The sequence below is a fragment of the Xanthomonas axonopodis pv. maculifoliigardeniae genome, assembly GCF_041519315.1.
Classification (GTDB): Bacteria; Pseudomonadota; Gammaproteobacteria; order Xanthomonadales; family Xanthomonadaceae; genus Xanthomonas; species Xanthomonas euvesicatoria.
The window spans coordinates 127,032-145,543 of sequence record NZ_CP167998.1; the positions used below are offsets into that span (position 1 = coordinate 127,032).

Here is an 18,512-nt window from a genome sequence, read left to right on the forward strand (position 1 = left end):
CGCACTGCACCCATACCAGGGGCCGCAGGTCATCGATCCCACCTGCCAGAAGTCACCTTCTGCCTGCGCACCATTGCCGAGCGCCTGCATGGCGGTCAGCATCGCCGCATGAACTCTTCCTTCCGCCACCTGTTGCACCCCCTGCGCCTGGCCGCTGCGTTCACCATTGCCGCGGTCGCGCTGTCGTTCATGCCCGATGCGTCTGCCTACGGTGCCTGGCGCTGGGGCGCGCTGGCCGGCTTTACCGCATTGTTCGTGGTGCACACCGTGTTGCCGCAAACGCATGCATTGCGCACGGTGGCCACTCTGCTGCAAGCGGCGTTGGCTTTGCTGCTGGTCTGGATGGAGCCGCATGCCGGCACCGCGCCGGTCCTGCTGGTGATGCTGGTGGCGCAGGCGGGCATGACCTGGCCGCCGTTGCGCGTGCTGCTGCTGGCGCTGGTGTTGAACGCGGGCATGTACGCGGTGCTAGTGCACGCCGGCTTCGATCGGGCCTTGTTGATCGTGAGCATCTATGCCGGCTTCCAGGCCTTTGCCGCACTCACCGCGCATTACGCCCGCAGTGCCGAGCGGGCGCGCGACACCTTGGCCTACGTCAACGCCGATCTGCTGGCCACCCGCGCGCTGCTGGCCGACAGTGCGCGCGATGCCGAGCGTTTGCGGCTGGCGCGCGAGTTGCACGATGTGGCCGGGCACAAGCTCACCGCCATGCGCATCAACCTGCGCCTGCTCAGCGCCGACCCGGCCCTGGCGCAGCGCAACGAGGTGGCGGTGGTGGAGCAGTTATCGGCTGAACTGCTGTCGGACATCCGCAACGTGGTGCAATCGCTGCGCGACGACCAGGGCCTGGACCTGCAGACCGCCTTGCGCGCGCTGGCCGCCCCGTTCCCGCGCCCGACGCTGCGCCTGCAGATCGATGCCGACGTGCGTGTCACCGATGCGCGCGTGGCCGAGCTGCTGCTGCGGCTGGTGCAGGAAGCGCTGACCAATGCCGTGCGGCATGCCGACGCCGATGAAGTGGCCGTGCACCTGCATTGCGTAGGCGCACAGTTGCACGTGGACATCTGCGACGATGGCCGCCGCGCCGAGCGCATCCGCGAAGGCAACGGCATTACCGGCATGCGCGAACGCCTGGCCGCATTGCATGGCCAGCTGGACCTTGGCCGCACACCCACAGGCGGCATGCACCTGATTGCGAGACTACCGGTATGAGTTCACGTCGTATTGCCCTGGCCGACGACCAGATCCTGGTGCGCGCCGGTCTGCGCGCGTTGTTGCAGCAGCAGGGCGTGGAGGTGGTGTGCGAGGCCGACGACGGCCAGGGCCTGCTGGATGCGCTGACCATCCATACGGTGGACGTGGTGCTCAGCGACATCCGCATGCCCGGCCTGGACGGCATCCAGGCACTGGAGCAGCTGCGCGCCCGCGGCGACCGCACCCCCGTGCTGCTGCTCACCACCTTCGACGACAGCGACCTGCTACTACGCGCCAGCGAGGCCGGCGCGCAGGGCTTCCTGCTCAAGGACGCCGCCCCGGAAGACCTGCGCGAGGCGATCGAGCGCGTTGCCGCAGGCGACACCCTGCTGCAGCCGGTCAGCACCGACCCGGTGCGCGCCCGCTACCAGTTCCGCGACCAGCAGGCCCCGCGGGAGACCTTCAACGAACGCGAGGTGGCGATCCTGCGCCTGCTGGCCGGCGGCTATTCGAACAAGGAAATCGCCCGCACCCTGTTCCTGGCCGAAGGCACGGTGAAGAACTACGTCTCCACCATCCTGGAAAAGCTGGGCACCCGCGACCGCACCCGGGCGGTGTTGAAGGCGATCACGTTGCGGGTGATTTGAGGGCGGGGAATCGGGAATGGGGAATGGGAATCGGGATTTGGGATTCGGAAAAGCGGGCAGGTGGGGACCGGATCGGAAAGCCCTAGAGCTAAAGAGAACCTAAGCCCCTCTCCCTCCGGGAGAGGGGTTGGGGTGAGGGTACGGCGGAAGACAGCCACCTCGGACAAGCTCAGCCGTGGCCTTAACTTGCAGTCGGCCTCACCGGCCGATCCCGCCTTGCATCCAGCGCGCATCGCCATCTGCAACGACGCGCCACCTTCTCCGAACGGAGAGGGGACCGAAGTCTGCTCGCTGCCCGATACGAAGCAAGCCCCTCTCCCCTCGGGAGAGGGGTTGGGGTGAGGGTACGGCCAATACCACTTGCTGCCGTTTCGCCCCCCCAGACACGCTGTCCCGAGTGCCGAGCTCGTTCAGGCCTGCACTTCTATGTGACTGTTCCATAAGTGTTTATGGGCAACCGTCAGCGTCGGCCGGCAACCGTAAGGTTGCCGTCAGGTCTGGCGCGGGGCCGCGCATGAAGGGTGATCCGGCGGCCAGCGACGCCGCCCGGGGACGCGCCGCGCTCCGGTCTGCTGCGGAGTCCGTCATGCGCCTGGTCCGGTCGTGGTTCGTGTTGATCGTCGTGCTGTTCACCAGCGCCTGGGGGGCGTCGACCCAGGCCGAATTGCCGGTCAGTTGGCCCCGCGCAGCCCTGCCGATCCAAACGGTCGCCGAACGCGACATGCGGGTCGTCGTGGGATGCGCGTCGGCAGTGCAGGGAACTGCTGCCCATGCCTGCGATCGACTGATCAGGCGCTTCGATGGAGAAGGTTGCCGGCAAGGTCTGGCGAGTCGCCCACGCCAGGTCGGCCAAACCGATGACCCTGAATGCGCGGGCATCGGCACGGGCACGGCCGGCACGTGGTCGAGCCGTGGCCAGATCAAGCCGGCTTTCAGCAACGGAACCGAGCCCGACGAGCGTCTGCGCAGGTTGGCGACATCTAGCCACGCTCCTAGGGTTACCTGGGATGCACCACGCCCGCAGCGGCGGCAAGGAGCAGGCGCCACGCAGTGCATGCGGCGCCAGATCGATGCCGCGGGCTGGCAGCAGCACGCCGTCATCCTGCAGGATCGGGCGACACGCGCTAGACGCGCAGCAACACGGTCGATACGAAGGAACGTATAAAGACGCAAGGCCGCAAGGAGCGGCCATGCTGGTGTGCAGCGTTGAGGAAGTGACACGATGGGCAGGTATCGGATTGGCTGCGCCGTTTTGGCTATCGCATGTTTGCTCATGGCCGCCACCGGCTGTGCAAAGCAGCCGAGGTTATCGTCGCGACTGATCGTGACCCTCGACGCGCCGATACTGGAACAAGGGGGCGCGGTCATCGTATCGGCGCGTCCGATTGCCGATCACCAGTGGCGCCTGCTTGAGGGCGCCAGGTCAACCAAAGCCGGGTACGAGAAAGAATTTCAAGTCACCGTTGCCTCGCCGGCATCGATCATCGAGCTGCATTACCCTGAAAGCGGAACCTATAGCTTCAAGCTGCAGCCGGCAGCACGTGCCAAAACACGTCCTCTCCAATCGCGTCGGGTGCTGATCGGCCAGGCCGACCTGACGGATCCGCAGACAAAACGCCAAGTGCATTGGCCTTCGATGAGTGTTGTCCATGTCAGCGGCAGCACCTACCCGGAAGGGTGGGCGCGCACTCTAGCGTCCACGTTCGACGTGCCTTTCAAAAGCGATGCGCCAGACAACTATGTGATATCCAGTTTTCCTGCAGGTCGCGTGATTGCCCTGACGCCCAAGGCAATCGATACCTACGTTCGGGACACCAACTGAGCACCTGCATGCAGGCGCTCCGCGGCGGTCGGGTCTCTTATTGTGTGCAACTGAGCCATCGCTCGATCGCGCGGCGGCTCCCGTCCGGCGGCGAACCGTCGGACGGAGATGGACCCAAGGATCAGTGACGCCCGAATTCGGTCGGCGAAATTTCCGGATCGTTGCCGACCTGGGGGTCGCAGCTGAAATGCTTGCCGGTGTGGGTATCTTTCACCACCACGCTGAAAAAGATCAGTGTCCGGTCTTTATTGGCATTGACCACCTGCACCCAACTGCCGTCGGAGGCAATTTCCGCCGGGCCGATCTGCCCCGTCGAATCGGAATTCAGCAGGCTGATGATCTTGAAGCGGTGGGGCACCGATTTGCAGAACGCGTAGCGCAGGGTCACGCCCTGTTCGCCTTTGCCACAGATGAGCAGGTCCGGCGAGAAGCTGTAGAAGTAGGCGCCCCTGCCGGTATTGCCGCCGAACTCAACGTGCGCCACGGTCAGTGTGATGGGGATGATCTTGGGATCGGTCATGACGTTGGTGATTCCTTGAAGAGCGGGGCATAGAGGGAAACGAATCCCGGGTGGCGGTAGCCCGCTTGATACAGCCATCCGAGCTGTTGCGTCACGGCAGCGCGCCGACCCAGATGAATCTGTGCGCGAATCCAGGGGTCGAGCAAGGTCTTGTCGCGACTATTGCCGATATCGGCGCCGAGCACTGCCACGGCACGTTGCCAGGCGGCGCGTGCACCGACGTGATCGCCGCTGGCGTCCAGCTGTTCGCCATACCAGACCAATGCAGTCGCCAGCGCCGACACGCCGATCAGGTCGGCCGGTTTGGCCTGATGCAAGGCATCCAGCCGCGCCACGATCGCCGCCAGACTGGCCGTCTGACGGTCGCCGTGCAGTCCCTGCACCCGATTCAAGCGCAGTGCGATGATAGCGTCCAGCCATTCCCATTCCGGCAGCGGCTGGTGCGCCAGCACGCCTGCCAGCGTTTGCCGCGCCTGGGTGAGTTGGCGTGTGGCAGCAGCGGCGTGCCCGTCCAGCGCGGCCACCCAGCCGGCCTGCGCATAGGCATGCGCCAGATCGCGGCGCCAGGTGCGGTTGTCCGGCTGTTGCGCGACCAGTGGTTCCAGCATCCCCACGCTGGCTTGCGCGTCGGCTTGCGCCTGCGCCAGGTGACCGCGTGCCAGCGCCAGATTGGAGGTGCGCACCAACGAGGTGGCCATGCGCCGTCGCCAGGCGTTGGCATCGGGATCGTGCTGCACTAGCAGGCGCAGTGTTTCGATCTGTTCGCGATAGCCCTGTTCGGCCGGTGCCAGCAGGCCCTGGGTTTCCTGCGCCAGACTCAGCCAGGAAAGGCTGTCGACAAGCTCATAGCGCACGGACGCGTTGTCTGGGGTACGCGCCAATACTTGGCGTTTGAGCGCGATCGAGCGGGCGAACAAGCCGATCGCCGTGTTGGCCTGCCCTTCGCTACGCGCCAGCGTGCCAAGATTGTTGAGCGCGTACGACAACTCCAGTTGCCAGTGTGGATCATCCGGCGCGGTGCGCACCAACCATTCGCTGGCGGCCAGATACTGCGACCAATGGGTGCGCGCCAACGGAAACTGTTTGCTGCGATAGGCCATGTTGCCCAGCCAATACGCCGTCTGACCTATTTCCGCATGCGCCTCCACTGCGTCCGGCGCCTGGGTACGAGCCTGCTCGGCAGTGGACGCGGCACGCGTGAATGCGGCCTGCGCCTCTTCCAGCTTGCCCTGATTCATCAGCACTTCGCCGGTGGTACGCAGCGCACGTGCGTGGTTGATCAGATCACCGGTTGCCATGCCCGACTCGGGCAGATCCTCCAAATACCGCAGCGCACGGCTGCCGACGCTATCGAGCAGTTTGAGGTTGCCCACGGTGCGCAACTGCTCGGCCAGATCGCCCAGCATGTAGCCCACCAGTTGCTGCGCTTGATCGCGGCGTTGTTCGGCCACTTGCTGGGCCTGGCGCGCCTGCCAGCCGAGCAGCAGCGAGGCGCTGGCCAGCACCGCCAGCAGTGCGGCGGCGGCGGCGTATACGCTGCGGCGCTGGCGTTGCGAGCGTTCGCAGGCGCGCAGGAAGGCATGATCCAGGGCGTCCAGATCCTGCGGCATGCGTCGCGCAGCCTCGCGTGCTTCGCTCAGCGGGCGGCCGCTGTTGAGCAAGTGATCGCTGCGCCGGCCTTCGGCGGCCCAGCGTTGTGCCGCCAGTTGCAGCCGCTTGCGCGCCTGCAGCAGGCGGCGGTTTTCATGGATCCACTCGGCCGCACGCGGCCACTGTCGCAACAAGGCTTCGTGCGCGACCGCAAAGCCCGGTTCGCCGGCCACCAGCTCGCTGACGAACAGGCGCGCATGCACGAACGCATCCACCAGCACGCGCGCTGTGCCACTCGCCGGCAATGCCGACCACAGCGCACGCCGTGCGGTGACGGCATCGCTGTCGGGGTGGATCACGCTCAGCAGCGTCAGCACTTCGCCCAACGCGGCCTGCGCATTGGAGGGCAATGCGCGAAACGTCTGCTCGGCATGATGCGCCAGCGCGCCTTCCAGGCCGCCCAGGGCGCGATACGCGGCAAATGTCAGCAAGCCGTCGTCGCTGCGCTGCGCATGCAGGGCATGCAGCAGATGTTGCAGCAACGGCAACGCATCGGGCTGGCGCGTGGTGGCATCGCGCAGCACATCGTCCAGGCGGCCGGCGCCGCTGTGGTCTTCTTCGAAGCGCAGCCCGGCCATCGCTGCCGGCACGCGGATGATCTGGCCAATCTCGCCATCGCGTGGCGGCAGCAGATCCACGTGCCCATCGCCGCGTTTGAGCTCGACGATGTCCGGCAGCGCATCGATCAGGCGCGGATAAAAATCGCTGCGGGTGAGCATCAGCACGGCCACGTGCGCGCTGGCGCACAGCGCGTGCAAGGCGGCCGCCAGTGCAGCGCGATCGGCGGCCGTGATGCCGGGCGTGGCCACCATCGCTTCGGCATGGTCGATGACCAGCAGCAGATGGCGCCGGGTGTGCACGTTCTCGCGCGCCGGGCCGGTTTGGCGCATCGCCTCGTCGATGGCCGCATGCAGCGGCGCAGGTTGCTGCAGCCATTCGGGCAGGCGTGCCGTCTGCGCCGGCGACAACACCGTGCGCCCGCCTGGTGCCCACTCGCTTAATGCGCGTGCGAGCGTATCCAGCACATCGCCGCCGCGGCATTGCGCCAGGTTGCAGTACGCCACCGCGGTGGCCTCCAGCCCATCCAGGCCGCCGGGCTGGCACAGCAACGGCACCACGCCGGCGCGCAGCAACGAGGTCTTGCCGCAGCCGCTGGCGCCGCTCACCAGCACCAGGCCACGCTGGCTGTGCAATTGCGCGCGCAACGCGCCCAGCACCTGCGCAATCGCATGGCTGCGGCCGAAGAACACGTCTGCATGTGCCGGGTCGAATGCCTGCAGCCCCATGTACGGGTTGCCGTGCCCCCACGCCTGCGGACCGATCACCGCACCGCGGTAATCGTCGGGAAACACCACCTTCGGCAGCAGCCGGTAGCCACGCTTGCGGATGGTTTCGATAAAGCGCGGCTGGCGGCTGTCGTCGCCCAGCTTGCGGCGCAGCTGGGCGATGGTCTTGTGCACCGGGTTATCGCCGTAGAAGCTGCCGTGCCAGACCTCGATCAACAACTGTTCGGCGCTGATGACCTCGCCGGCGCGCTCGGCCAGCGCGATCAGCACTTCCATCATGCGCGGTTCCAGCGTGATGGTCTGGCCGTCGTCGATCAGCGTCAGCCGCTCGGGCTCGACCAGCAATGGCCCAAGACGGAACCGCGGAACGGAGCCCAGCTGCGTGACGCGCTCGCTTCGAAGAGACATCGCTCAAATAACCGGTCGCACAACTGGAAGGGGCCTCGACAATCGCCCTCAGGCGCGGCCAGGCACGGCACGGCAGGGCCGAAACGTAGCACAGCCCGCTGCCGGGTAAGTCGATTGCGGTCGCTGTTCGTTGCGGCGCGCGCGCAGGTGCTGGCGTCAGGCTGCCCCGCGGTGGCCCTCACGTGCTTCCATACAGCGGCGTGTGTTACGCATCAGGCTGTTTCGCGCGCGCCACACGCACTAAGATGCCGCCAGCATCTTGCTGACCAGGAGTCCACGTTGATCATCCATCCCAAAGTGCGCGGCTTCATCTGCACCACCACGCATCCGCTTGGCTGCGAGCGCAATGTGCTCGAGCAGATTGCCGCAACGCGTGCGCGTGGCGTGCGCACTGACGGCCCCAGGAAAGTGCTGGTGATCGGCGCGTCCAGCGGCTACGGCCTGGCCTCGCGCATCACCGCTGCCTTCGGGTTCGGTGCGGACACGCTGGGCGTGTTCTTCGAAAAGCCCGGCACCGCCAGCAAGGCCGGCACGGCCGGCTGGTACAACTCGGCCGCATTCGACAAGCATGCCAAGGCGGCCGGGCTGTATAGCAAGTCGATCAATGGCGATGCGTTTTCCGATGCCGCACGCGCGCAGGTGATCGAGCTGATCAAGACCGAGATGGGCGGCCAGGTCGACCTGGTGGTGTATTCGCTGGCCTCCCCGGTGCGCAAGCTGCCGGGCAGCGGCGAAGTGAAGCGCTCGGCGCTCAAGCCGATCGGGCAGACCTACACCGCCACCGCCATCGACACCAACAAGGACACCATCATCCAGGCCTCGATCGAGCCGGCCAGCGCGCAGGAGATCGAAGATACCGTCACCGTGATGGGCGGGCAGGATTGGGAATTGTGGATCGACGCGCTGGAAGGCGCCGGTGTGCTCGCCGATGGCGCGCGCAGCGTGGCCTTCAGCTATATCGGCACCGAAATCACCTGGCCGATCTACTGGCATGGCGCACTCGGCAAGGCCAAGGTCGATCTGGACCACACCGCGCAGCGCTTGAATGCACGCCTGGCCAAGCGCGGTGGCGGCGCCAATGTGGCGGTGCTCAAGTCGGTGGTCACCCAGGCCAGCGCGGCCATTCCGGTGATGCCGCTGTACATCTCCATGGTCTACAAGATCATGAAAGAAAAGGGCTTGCACGAAGGCACCATCGAGCAGCTCGACCGCCTGTTCCGCGAGCGCCTGTACCGCGAAGACGGCCAGCCGGCGCAGGTGGACGACGCAAACCGCCTGCGCCTGGACGACTGGGAATTGCGCGACGACGTGCAGGACGCCTGCAAGGCATTGTGGCCGCAGGTCACTACCGAGAACCTGTTCGAGCTCACCGACTACGCCGGTTACAAGCACGAATTCCTCAAGCTGTTCGGCTTCGAGCGCACCGACGTGGATTACGACGCCGATGTGGCGACGGACGTCACCTTCGATTGCATCGAGTTGGGGTGATTACCCAGAGTCGCAACTCGGAATCGCGACTCTGCGTAATGCAGTGGCCCGCCACGTTGGCGACTGGGGGGCCTGCGGCGTGTCTACTGCGACAGCATTGGGCGGCAGCGGTTTCGTGCCTGCGGCCTTGGTGGTCGGCGACGCGCTGTTGATGAGCAAGGCGTTCGACAAGGGCGCCGATTTGCTGGACAACCGCGCCATCTATCACCAGACCGACAAGGCCGGGGTGGAGTGGCAGTTCAACGGTCGCAACTGGCAGCGCAAAGCGGCCATCGACCTCGCTCCGGATGGCCGGCGCACGAGCGGCGAGCAGCCCGTGGTCGCCAGCTACGAGAAATCGCAGGAACTGGGCGCGCTTGCCAACGCCAAGGCCGTGGAGTTGGCGCTGGGCAGAGTTCCTCCACCGCAGGACCCGTTCAACATCCCTGCACGGGCCAGCGACCAACTAGGACTAGACAACCAGAATTGGCGGCGCAATCCCGAGCGTCAGACCCGGGGGTGCCAGGTCAGAAATGCAAGACAACGGACATAGTACTACCGTTGCACTGTGTGCCCGGAAGTGCGACTGCGGCGCTAGACTCTGACGCAATGATCCTAGCGACATAAATCTAATGACGGATACCATCAATGGAAACGACGACAGCCAATCAGCCCAAAGGGGGTGAGTTCTTTATCCTCGAAGCGGGCACGATCAACGGTCCCGGGCATGGCGTCGTCTTTGTGAACTTAGATAGATTGCTGACGCCGCCGCGCTTGATTCTTTTGCCAGAAGGGGGGGGCTTTCCTGAGCTACGGGAGAAGCCTCAATTGATCTACAGTCCAAGCAAAGGTGTTCCCCCGCGGGATTTGGAAGCTGGTTTTAGTGGCTACTGGCTTGTGTCTGAGAGGCTTCATCGAGTCATGCTCTCGGTCGATCCCAAAGCCTTTGCTTTTGCGGAAGTAGACTACCGCCTCGCCGATGGAGCGGAGGGGCCGCGCTACTATCTCTGTGACGTGGTCCAAGAGATTGACGCATTGGACGAATCGACTTCCATACTCTCCATCGAGACTGGCGAAGAGTTCATCAACGGTAAGTTTTACGATTTGACTGGTGGCACAAGCGTCACGTTTAAGCATGACCGGCTAGGTGCCGCACATGTTTTCAAGACCCCTTATAACGACACGGTCTTCTGCGATCGGTTCTTCAAGGATGCGGCTGCTGCCGCAGGTATTGCTACCGACACCGATGCCGACGGCCTGTGGTTTATCGACGCCTCGGACATCTAGCAGCGCGGTAACGCTGAGAAGTAAGGAGCCTGCTTCATGCCTCGCAACGGACCTGTTTTTCAAGACCACCATGCCATCGAGCAAAGGACGCTTGAACGAAGCCCACTTTTGGAGATGCTGGCAGAAAAGGGGGAATTCAATATTCATGCCCCGGAAAACCGGATATTCCTGCCAGCCGATCCTGCATTCGCACAAACACTGGGCATCACACCGCATAGCGGTGGTCCTATCTCGGATTACCAGATCGGGCTCCAGCAAAACTTGCGGCGTTTGCAACGAAGCACCGACTACATTGACGCACGGAGCGGCGACCCAGAAGCCCTGGATCGGATTGCAGCACGCGTAGAGACCCTCCGCGACACGGTTCGTGTGGGTCTCATTAATGGCGATTTGCACACTAATGCGCCACTTGGCCTTCGCGCCGACGATATTCGCCCAAACGTCCAGAATTTCTTTCGCAACGAAGTCGGTTATGGACAGGCCCATGTTGCGCAACTCCAGAGCCTGAAGGGCTATGCGGCGGTGGATAACGGCTGGGCGGCGGTGACACATACCGAAGGCCGTGTGGTGGGCACACTCCAACATATCCAGAGCGTCCCCAATCCTCTGACCCGCGGTGGTGCAGTCGAACTCCAGCGGCATAGTTTGTCTCAGGCTATTTCAAACGCTTACCACGGTGGACGCTTGACCATATCGCCGGGGGGGGGTGCTGTTGTTGAGAACACCTTGGGCGAAGAAGCCGCCAGACCTCTGCGAATTCCTCGCGGTCAAAGCGGTGCCGCGTCCATGGAAGTGCTGCTGGGCAATGCGTCGGCCAGTACCTTGGTGCGCTCGGGTGGCTTGTTGGCGACAGGTGCAGACGCAGTGCTAACCGCGCGCCGCTCGGCCGAGTTGCTGGAACAAGGCAATGCAACGGCCGCGCAGTCCGAAGTCACCCATGCATTAGCGCGCAACGTCGGCGGCTGGGCCGGTGGCGCGTCCACCGCCGCCGCGATTGGTGGCAGCGGCTTTATACCTGCTGCCCTAGTGGTTGGCGATGCGTTGTTGATGAGTAAGGCGTTCGACAAAGGCGCCGACTTGCTGGACAACCGCGCCATCTACCACCTGACCGACAAGGCGGGCGTGGAGTGGCAGTTCAACGGCCGCGACTGGCAGCGCGAAGCGGCCATCGAACTTGCCCAGGATGGCCGGCGCACGTCGGGCGAGCAGCCCGTGGTGGCGAGCTATGAGAAATCACAGGAACTGGGCGCGCTGGCCAACGCCAAGGCAGTGGAGCTGGCGCTGGGCAAAGCGCCGCAGCCCCAGGACCCGTTCAACATCCCTGCACGGGCCAGCGACCAAGTGGGATTGGACAACCAGAACTGGCACCGCAATCCCGAGAGCCAGGCATGGGAGCGCCAAGTCAAACAATGCAAATTAGCGGATAAGGCGCTACCGTTGCAGTGTCTGCCAAGATATACGCTGGCGACGCTAGGATTTTTCGCAATGACTCTGGTGACATGATTCAAGAACGGGACGCGACGCATGGAAACGAAAACAGCCAATCAACCCAATGCAGGCGAATTCTTTGTGTTTGGCCCCGACTTGGAAAGCAATAGGCCCTTTAGGGGAGCGGTCTTTGAAAACGTCCAGAAGCTAATAACGCCGCCGCGCCTAATCTTGCGTCCCCCAGGCGGTGGATTCCCTCATCTGCGCGAAAAGCCAAAGCTTGTTCTCGATCCTTCCCAGGGCCCAGAGCCACGTGATCTGGAGGGAGGGTTCAGCGGCTACTGGCTCGTCTCGGAACGACTGCGCGAGGCCATGGTTTCGGTGGATAACGAAGCGTTCGCTTTCGCCGAATGCGACGTTCGGTTGGGCAACGGTGCACAAGGCTCAAGGTATTTCCTCTGTGATGTCGTGCGCGTCCTAGACGCTGTGGATGAAGATAACTCGATACTCAAAATCGAAATCGACGATGACTTCGTGAATGGAAAGTATTACGCGACTGGAGGGGGGGCTAGCTTAGCGTTCAAGCGTGAGGTACTTGGGGGCGCGCATGTATTTTTGACGCCATATAGCTTGTTCGTTGTCTGCGACCAAGTGTTCAAGGCCGCGGTTCACCGCGCTGGAGTGCCAGAAGATCCAGAACTGAGCGGCATTTCCTTCATTGATGCATCCGATCTTTGACGCAGCACGTCAGCACGGAATGACTGAACCATGCCGAGCAAGCCCCTGTTTCAAGGACACCACACCATCGAGCGACAAACGATGGGGTATAGCCGGCTGCTGAAAGCGCTTAGGGATACCGGTCGCTTCGACATGGATGCTTCGTCCAATTTGATCAACATGCCCAACGACAAGGCCTTAGCTGATTCCTTGGGGGTCTCGCCTCATAGTGGAGGTCCTCTTGGCGATTACCGTTATGGCCTACAAGCACGCCTTGAACGTTTGGAACTCAGCAAAGATGGACAAGCGGCACTGGCAGGCGATCCGGAGGCCCTGGATCGCATCGCGGTCAAAGTGCAGCGAATGTCTGACACCATGCAAGTTGGGCTCATCAATGGTGACCTGCGTACCAACACCGGGATTGGGCAAACTACTGATCAGGCGCGAACGCAAACAAAGACATTCTTCGACGATCCCAACGGCTACGCAATCAAGAATGCCAGTCAGGTGGATGCACATGGTCAGGCTAGCGCCATAAACAGACAGTGGCACTTGGTCACGCACAACGAAGGTCGCATCGTCTCCACACTCAACCACTTTCAAAGCTCAGGGCGACCGTTGACCCGAGGCGGCAACATTGATCTTCAACGCCACGGGCTATCCGTAGCCATCTCCGAGGCTTATCACGGCGGACGCTTGACCGTATCACCGACTGGCGTGGCGGTAGTTGAGAACACCTTGGGCGAGGAAGCCGCCAGACCTTTGCGCGTTCCTCGCGGTCAAAACGGCGCTGCGTCCATGGAAGTATTGCTGGGTAACGCGTCGGCCAGCACTTTGGTGCGTTCGGGCGGCTTGTTGGCGACAGGTGCTGATGCAGTGCAAACCGCCCGCCGATCGGCCGAGCTGCTGGAACAAGGCAATGCCACGGCCGCGCAGTCTGAGGTTACACATGCACTGGCACGTAACGTCGGCGGTTGGGCAGGTGGAGCGTCCACGGCAGCAGCCGTGGGAGGAAGCGGCTTTGTGCCTGCGGCATTGGTGGTGGGCGATGCGTTGTTGATGAGCAAGGCGTTCGACAAAGGCGCCGATCTGCTGGACAACCGCGCCATCTACCACCAGACCGACAAGGCTGGCGTGGAGTGGCAGTTCAACGGTCGCAATTGGCAGCGCGAAGCGGCCATCGACCTCGCTCCGGATGGCCGGCGCACGAGCGGCGAGCAGCCCGTGGTCGCCAGCTACGAGAAATCGCAAGAACTGGGCGCGCTTGCCAACGCCAAGGCAGTGGAGTTGGCGCTGGGCAAAGCCCCGCCGCCCCAGGACCCGTTTAACCTCCCTGCACGGGCCAGCGACCAGATTGGACTAGACAACCAGAACTGGCACCGCAATCCCGAGAGCCAGGCATGGGAGCGCCAAGTCAAAACCTCCGTGTCCGGTGCCAACGACCAGGGCAGCTACGAGCACCAAACCGCCTCCCCGGAGCGCGCGCAACAGCTCAACCAAGAAGCCCTCAGTCGCATCGAAAGCAACATCGCCACCGGACGCGAAGCCATCGCCGCCGCTTATCTGGAAAACCATGCCGCGCAACGGGCCCATGCCTATGGAGTGGAAGTGCCGGCAGCCGTGGAAAGTGTCCTCGCCAAGCAAGGTCAGGTGCAGGGACACGACGGGCAGGTCTACCAGCGAAACGACGCTGGACAGTGGGCTGGGAAGGATGGGGTGGCTACTGGAAACCTGGCGGTGGAACTGGAGTTGACGAACCAGGTGCGCCAGCCGTCGGTGGAGCGTGCCCAGGAGACCCTGGCAGCGATCCAGGCGCTTCCCGCCCCTACGGCTGCGCAGATAGAGCACAACGAGCTGCTGCACCGTTACCGGGCCGCAGGCGTCGATTTGAACGTGAACCCTCAGACTCAGCAGGCAGTGGCGCTGGCCGCGCAGCGGACTAGGGACGCCAATGGCATCACCGGGCCGACCATGCAGCAGCTACAACGCAATGAGTCCGGTCAATACGGCTATGACAGTCCCATCGCGCACCTACAGCGCGGCAGCGATGGAATCACTCGTGTGGTGGCCGTGACCAGCAGCGAGGACATCCGGCAGGCGTTGAGCGAGGCGCAAGGCAATCGGCTACAGTCGCCAAGCCTAGGGCGCGTGCCTGAGGGAACGGCAGAGGCGGACACCTCGGCCTCCGAGTCGTCCAATCCGCAGCAGGTGCTGGATATCCAGGCGCGCATGCAAGCCTCTGTCGCGGCGCAGGCGCGGCAAGAACGCGAACAGCAAGATCGTCTTGCGCAAGAGCAGCACGCCGCGCAGGTGCGCGAGCACCTCCAGCAGGCACAGCCGGAGCGCGAAGATCGGCCGCAGAGCGAGCAAGTGCTCCAGGCCCACGCGGTGTTGGAAGGCCAACGCCAAGTCGAGCAGCAGCGCGAACAGCAAGAACGCCAACTACAAGAGAGGCAGGCACAGACCAGCCAGCAACGCGAGCTGCAGGAGCGTGAGGAAAGGGATGTCCAGGAACGTCAGGCGCAGGAGCGCCAAGCCCAAGACAACCAGCAGCGGGAGCAGCAAGAGCGCCAGGCTCAAGAAGCCACGCGGGTTGAAGTCCAGGAACGTCAAGCTCAGCAAGCGCAGCAGCAAGACCCCAGCCAGCACGCCTCGCAACAAGCCGATCCTCAGCCGCACGCTCCGACTGCGGCGCTGGCTCAGCAAACGCCGCAGCCCGAGTTGCAGCAGGCAGACGCCTACCAGCAGCTAGAAGCGCATAACCAATGGGCAGGCGAACACCCGGCTCACACCACACCTGACTCACGGATGCAGGCACCTGATCCAGGCGACGCGCAGCCGCATCAAGCACAAGAACCGTCACGCGCGCTGGAAAGGCATGCGTTGGAGAGTCACGACGCTGCGCACCTCCAAGTGCCTCCCTCTGGTGGCCAGGAATTCGGCAGCCAGCCCTCACAAAACGCGGAGGCCGATGCGGTGCCGCCAGCACTGCATCCCCAGGTGCAAACGCAGCAAGCAGAGATGGAGCCAGCGTCGGTCCGTGAGCAAGACGTGGCACGTGAGCGGGAGGTGGAGCCGGTTCGCGTCATATCCGCAACAACGCCTGCGTCAGAAGAACCGATGATTGCATCGCAGTCCGCGCGGTATTCCACTTCTGAACGAGATGCGGGGGCAGATCAGCCCCGTCCTTCAGACGCGCCGCATTCCTATCAGGAAGCGGCTTTGCTGCCAGCAGCACACCTCGCCCAAGCACACGAGCAGTTCCTGGAAGCCAGTGCGGTGAGTCGTTCCTCCGTGGGGGCAGCAGACGCGGAAAGCCAACGCACTCAATCGACCCCGACACATGACCGCAGCGCCGCAGACCCGGGTGGTGCAATCTTCCTGGAAGAGACCATGCGCTCGCTGCGTCAACTGCAACAGGAGATTGAGGCGGCGGATCGGGAAGACGAACGCTTCCACCAGGAATGGAGGAAGTATCGCGAGCGCGGAGAACCTTATCCCTTCGCTCAAAAGAGGGCGCTAGACCAGGAGGGTGGCGGCATTGATGCGTTCAGCGCGCACCAACCAAGTGGCCGCTCGCCCAGTGAAGCGGCTGAGCAAGCCGAGTCCTTTCCGCTTCTAGCTCAGCGTTCCACCGAGCCAGGGGTAGGAGATGCACCAAACGAGTCGCCGAAAGCTGAGCGCAAATCCATCACGGGCGACCCGGACGTAGACGAGGTCCTCTACGCGCTCGACAGCAAGAACGAGTTGGCGATCGAGCAAGCGCTGAACCGGGTGGCCAACAGCGCAGCGACGCAGGCGCTCATCAAAAGAGGCAACGAGTTCCTGGAGGCGCAGGCCCAGCAGGAGGCCCAGGAGCTCGCCACCACACGCCAGGCGCTGGGGATGGATGTCTCAGCGGAAATCAACACCAGCCGCGGGCCGGTGATGGTGATGACCTTGCCGGAGTTCGCCAAGGGGCCGATGCAGAGCGGTCCCCAAGGAGACGGCGGTGGGGGTGGAGACGGCGGTGGCGGCGGTGGCGGCGGGGGAGGAGGCGGTGGTGGTGGTGGAGGGGGTGGCGGTTAGTCAAAATCGCTTCCGTGACCAGCCGAGCTCAGGAGACCCCATGGACAGGCAAGACGCCGCCGCAATGGCGGAAATGATGGCGATGTTGAACGCGTCGAACGCCTCGCTGCAGGAAACGGTCAAAGTGCTGACGACGTTGGTGGCATCCATGCAGCAGCGCGAACAACGGCTGCGCGAGGTGGTCGCCGAGCAACTTCAGGTAGTCCAACACGCGGCCAGCAGCGCCGATGCCAAGGTCAATCGGGTGCTGGAGAATGCGTTGCCGCGGTTGACGCAGCTGACCAATCAAGCGTTGACGCAGACATTGGAGCCGGCCGCCAAGCGGTTCAACAAAGAGATGGCCACTGCGGATGAGACATTGCAGCAAGCCACTCGACGTTACGCGCAGGCCCAGCAGTCCTTGGAAACAAAGATCACGCGACGCATGGGCATTGCATCCGCCACGATGCTCGTGGCCGGCGTGTTGGGCCTGGGTGCGGTGGCCTACTCGGTTGGCATGATCACCGAAAAGCGAACCGAACTCGCACAGCTTCGAGCGTCCATCGACTACCTGGATCGCGTGTCCCGTGCCGACCTAGCTCCATGTGGCGAAGACCGGCTCTGCGCCACCTTCGAGAAGAATGGGCCGCGTTACGGCAAACAGCGGCAATACAGAGCGATTAACCTGCGCACTGCAGCTGCTATGCGGTGATCACACCAAAGGCGTTCAGACGCATGTCGAGCACCCTTGGAGCAATCAACGAAATGGCTATGCGGGCGGTGCTGGGTGCGGCATACCCGATCGCAACCGCCAGGACACAAACGCCAGTGCTCTTACGATTCCCAATTCCCCACTCCCGATTCACCGCTTCACATCAAACCGCGCATCGCCCACGCAGGCCTGCACATCGGCCACCGACAGCGGATTGAAATCGCCGGGAATCGAATGCTTCAGGCAACCGGCGGCCAGGCCGAAGCGCGCCGTGTCCTCCAACGACCAGCCTTCGATCAGGCCGTGCAGCACGCCGGCCGCAAACGCATCGCCACCGCCGATGCGGTCGATGATGGGGGTGAGTTCCTCGCTGGGCGCGCGTGCCACCGCGCCATCGCGCGGCACCAGCATCGCGCCCAGGCTGTGGTGGTCCACGTTGTGCGCCACGCGCTGCGTGCACGCCATCAACTGCAGCTGCGGGAAGGCAGCGAAGGCTTGCTGCGCGGCCGCTTCCACGCGCGCTTCCAGCGTGTCCTGCGCAAACTCGCCGCCCAGCACCACGCCGATGTCGCGGTAGTCGGCAAACACCACATCCGCGCAGGCAAACAGCTGATGCAGGATGCCGCGCGCATCGCCCTGCCAGCGTTGCCACAGCTTGGGCCGGTAGTTGCCATCGAACGACACCTTCACCCCGGCCGCACGCGCGGCACGTGCCGCCGCCAGCGTGGCCTGCGCCACCTCCGCGCCCAATGCCGGGCTCACCCCGGACAGATGCAGCCACTGCGCGCCTTCCAGCAGACGCGGCCAGTCGTAGGCGTCGGCCGGTGCCAGCGCAAAGGCCGAGTCGGCGCGGTCGTAGATCACTTCGCTGGGGCGATGGATCGCCCCGGTGGTCAAGAAATACAGGCCCATGCGGCCGTCCACGCGCCGCACATGGCGGGTATCCACCTCATGCCGGCGCAGTTCGCCCAGCACCGCGGCGCCCAACGGGTTGTCCGCCACCGTGCTGACCATCGCCACCTCGTGGCCGAAATGCGCCAGCGAAACGCCGACGTTGGCCTCCGCACCGCCGCAGTGCACATCCAGCCGAGGCTGCTGCAGCAGCAGCGCATGACCAGGCGCCCCCAGGCGCAGCAACAACTCACCAAAACACAGGATACGGGCACGGCTCATGCGGCAATTACCTCGGCTGGGTGGTGCGTGACGGGCGGGGGCGCCGGCGCACACTGAGATGACCATCGGTGTCATTCTAGCCGGCACGAAATGCCGGCTGCTACGGCCATGATGCGACGTGAAGTGACCGCTTGCACCCGTTTTTCGGAAATTT

General features: G+C 63.8%; 11 protein-coding genes and 3 pseudogenes. 11 read left to right on the forward strand and 3 right to left on the reverse strand.

Going from position 1 to position 18,512, the window contains the following annotated elements; genetic code table 11:
* The first annotated feature begins 12 nt into the window (after positions 1-12).
* The 4 genes and pseudogenes from ACDH77_RS00550 (at position 13) to ACDH77_RS00565 (ending at position 3,663) form a co-directional block, all read left to right on the forward strand.
* A complete protein-coding gene (locus ACDH77_RS00550) occupies positions 13-1,212 on the forward strand; it encodes a sensor histidine kinase (protein ID WP_033478795.1) in 1,200 nt (399 codons plus the stop codon).
* Positions 1,209-1,841, forward strand: a complete 633-nt coding sequence (locus ACDH77_RS00555) for a response regulator transcription factor (protein ID WP_011345860.1) — start codon at positions 1,209-1,211, stop codon at positions 1,839-1,841. The genes ACDH77_RS00550 and ACDH77_RS00555 overlap by 4 nt, the downstream gene beginning before the upstream one ends.
* A gap of 586 nt (positions 1,842-2,427) precedes the next feature.
* Positions 2,428-2,823: pseudogene (locus ACDH77_RS00560) on the forward strand (hypothetical protein); the annotation flags it as partial.
* Positions 2,824-3,114: 291 nt separating this feature from the next.
* Entirely contained in the window at positions 3,115-3,663 is a 549-nt protein-coding gene (locus tag ACDH77_RS00565; protein ID WP_031420548.1) for a hypothetical protein, read from the forward strand.
* Between the two features lie 121 nt (positions 3,664-3,784).
* Here the strand turns inward: ACDH77_RS00565 and ACDH77_RS00570 are convergent, their stop codons facing one another.
* Positions 3,785-4,183: a hypothetical protein gene (locus ACDH77_RS00570; RefSeq protein WP_031420549.1), complete on the reverse strand. Its 399-nt coding sequence runs from the start codon at positions 4,181-4,183 to the stop codon at positions 3,785-3,787.
* Entirely contained in the window at positions 4,180-7,527 is a 3,348-nt protein-coding gene (locus ACDH77_RS00575; RefSeq protein WP_372353665.1) for a winged helix-turn-helix domain-containing protein, read from the reverse strand. Before ACDH77_RS00575 ends, ACDH77_RS00570 begins: the two co-directional genes overlap by 4 nt.
* A 279-nt stretch (positions 7,528-7,806) precedes the next feature.
* On the opposite strand from ACDH77_RS00575, the gene fabV reads away from it, so the two are divergent.
* The 7 genes and pseudogenes from fabV (at position 7,807) to ACDH77_RS00610 (ending at position 17,185) form a co-directional block, all read left to right on the forward strand.
* Complete coding sequence (gene fabV, locus ACDH77_RS00580) at positions 7,807-9,015, forward strand: enoyl-ACP reductase FabV (RefSeq protein WP_277574183.1); 1,209 nt, start codon at positions 7,807-7,809, stop codon at positions 9,013-9,015.
* 31 nt (positions 9,016-9,046) lie between these two features.
* Positions 9,047-9,532, forward strand: a pseudogene (locus tag ACDH77_RS00585) (hypothetical protein); the annotation flags it as partial.
* Between the two features lie 110 nt (positions 9,533-9,642).
* The gene (locus ACDH77_RS00590; RefSeq protein ID WP_218553956.1) at positions 9,643-10,281 is read left to right on the forward strand and encodes a DUF1629 domain-containing protein; all 639 of its coding nucleotides are present in this window, start codon (positions 9,643-9,645) and stop codon (positions 10,279-10,281) included.
* A gap of 36 nt (positions 10,282-10,317) precedes the next feature.
* Positions 10,318-11,688, forward strand: a pseudogene (locus ACDH77_RS00595) (hypothetical protein); the annotation flags it as partial.
* 117 nt (positions 11,689-11,805) lie between these two features.
* On the forward strand, positions 11,806-12,447 hold the full coding sequence (locus ACDH77_RS00600) for a DUF1629 domain-containing protein (protein ID WP_372353666.1): 642 nt from the start codon (positions 11,806-11,808) through the stop codon (positions 12,445-12,447).
* Positions 12,448-12,477: 30 nt separating this feature from the next.
* Entirely contained in the window at positions 12,478-16,494 is a 4,017-nt protein-coding gene (locus ACDH77_RS00605) for a hypothetical protein (protein WP_372353667.1), read from the forward strand.
* Positions 16,495-16,534: 40 nt separating this feature from the next.
* Entirely contained in the window at positions 16,535-17,185 is a 651-nt protein-coding gene (locus ACDH77_RS00610; RefSeq protein WP_372353668.1) for a hypothetical protein, read from the forward strand.
* Between the two features lie 150 nt (positions 17,186-17,335).
* Here ACDH77_RS00610 and ACDH77_RS00615 read toward each other — a convergent pair whose 3' ends face one another.
* Positions 17,336-18,358: a PfkB family carbohydrate kinase gene (locus ACDH77_RS00615; protein ID WP_372353669.1), complete on the reverse strand. Its 1,023-nt coding sequence runs from the start codon at positions 18,356-18,358 to the stop codon at positions 17,336-17,338.
* Positions 18,359-18,512 lie beyond the last annotated feature (154 nt).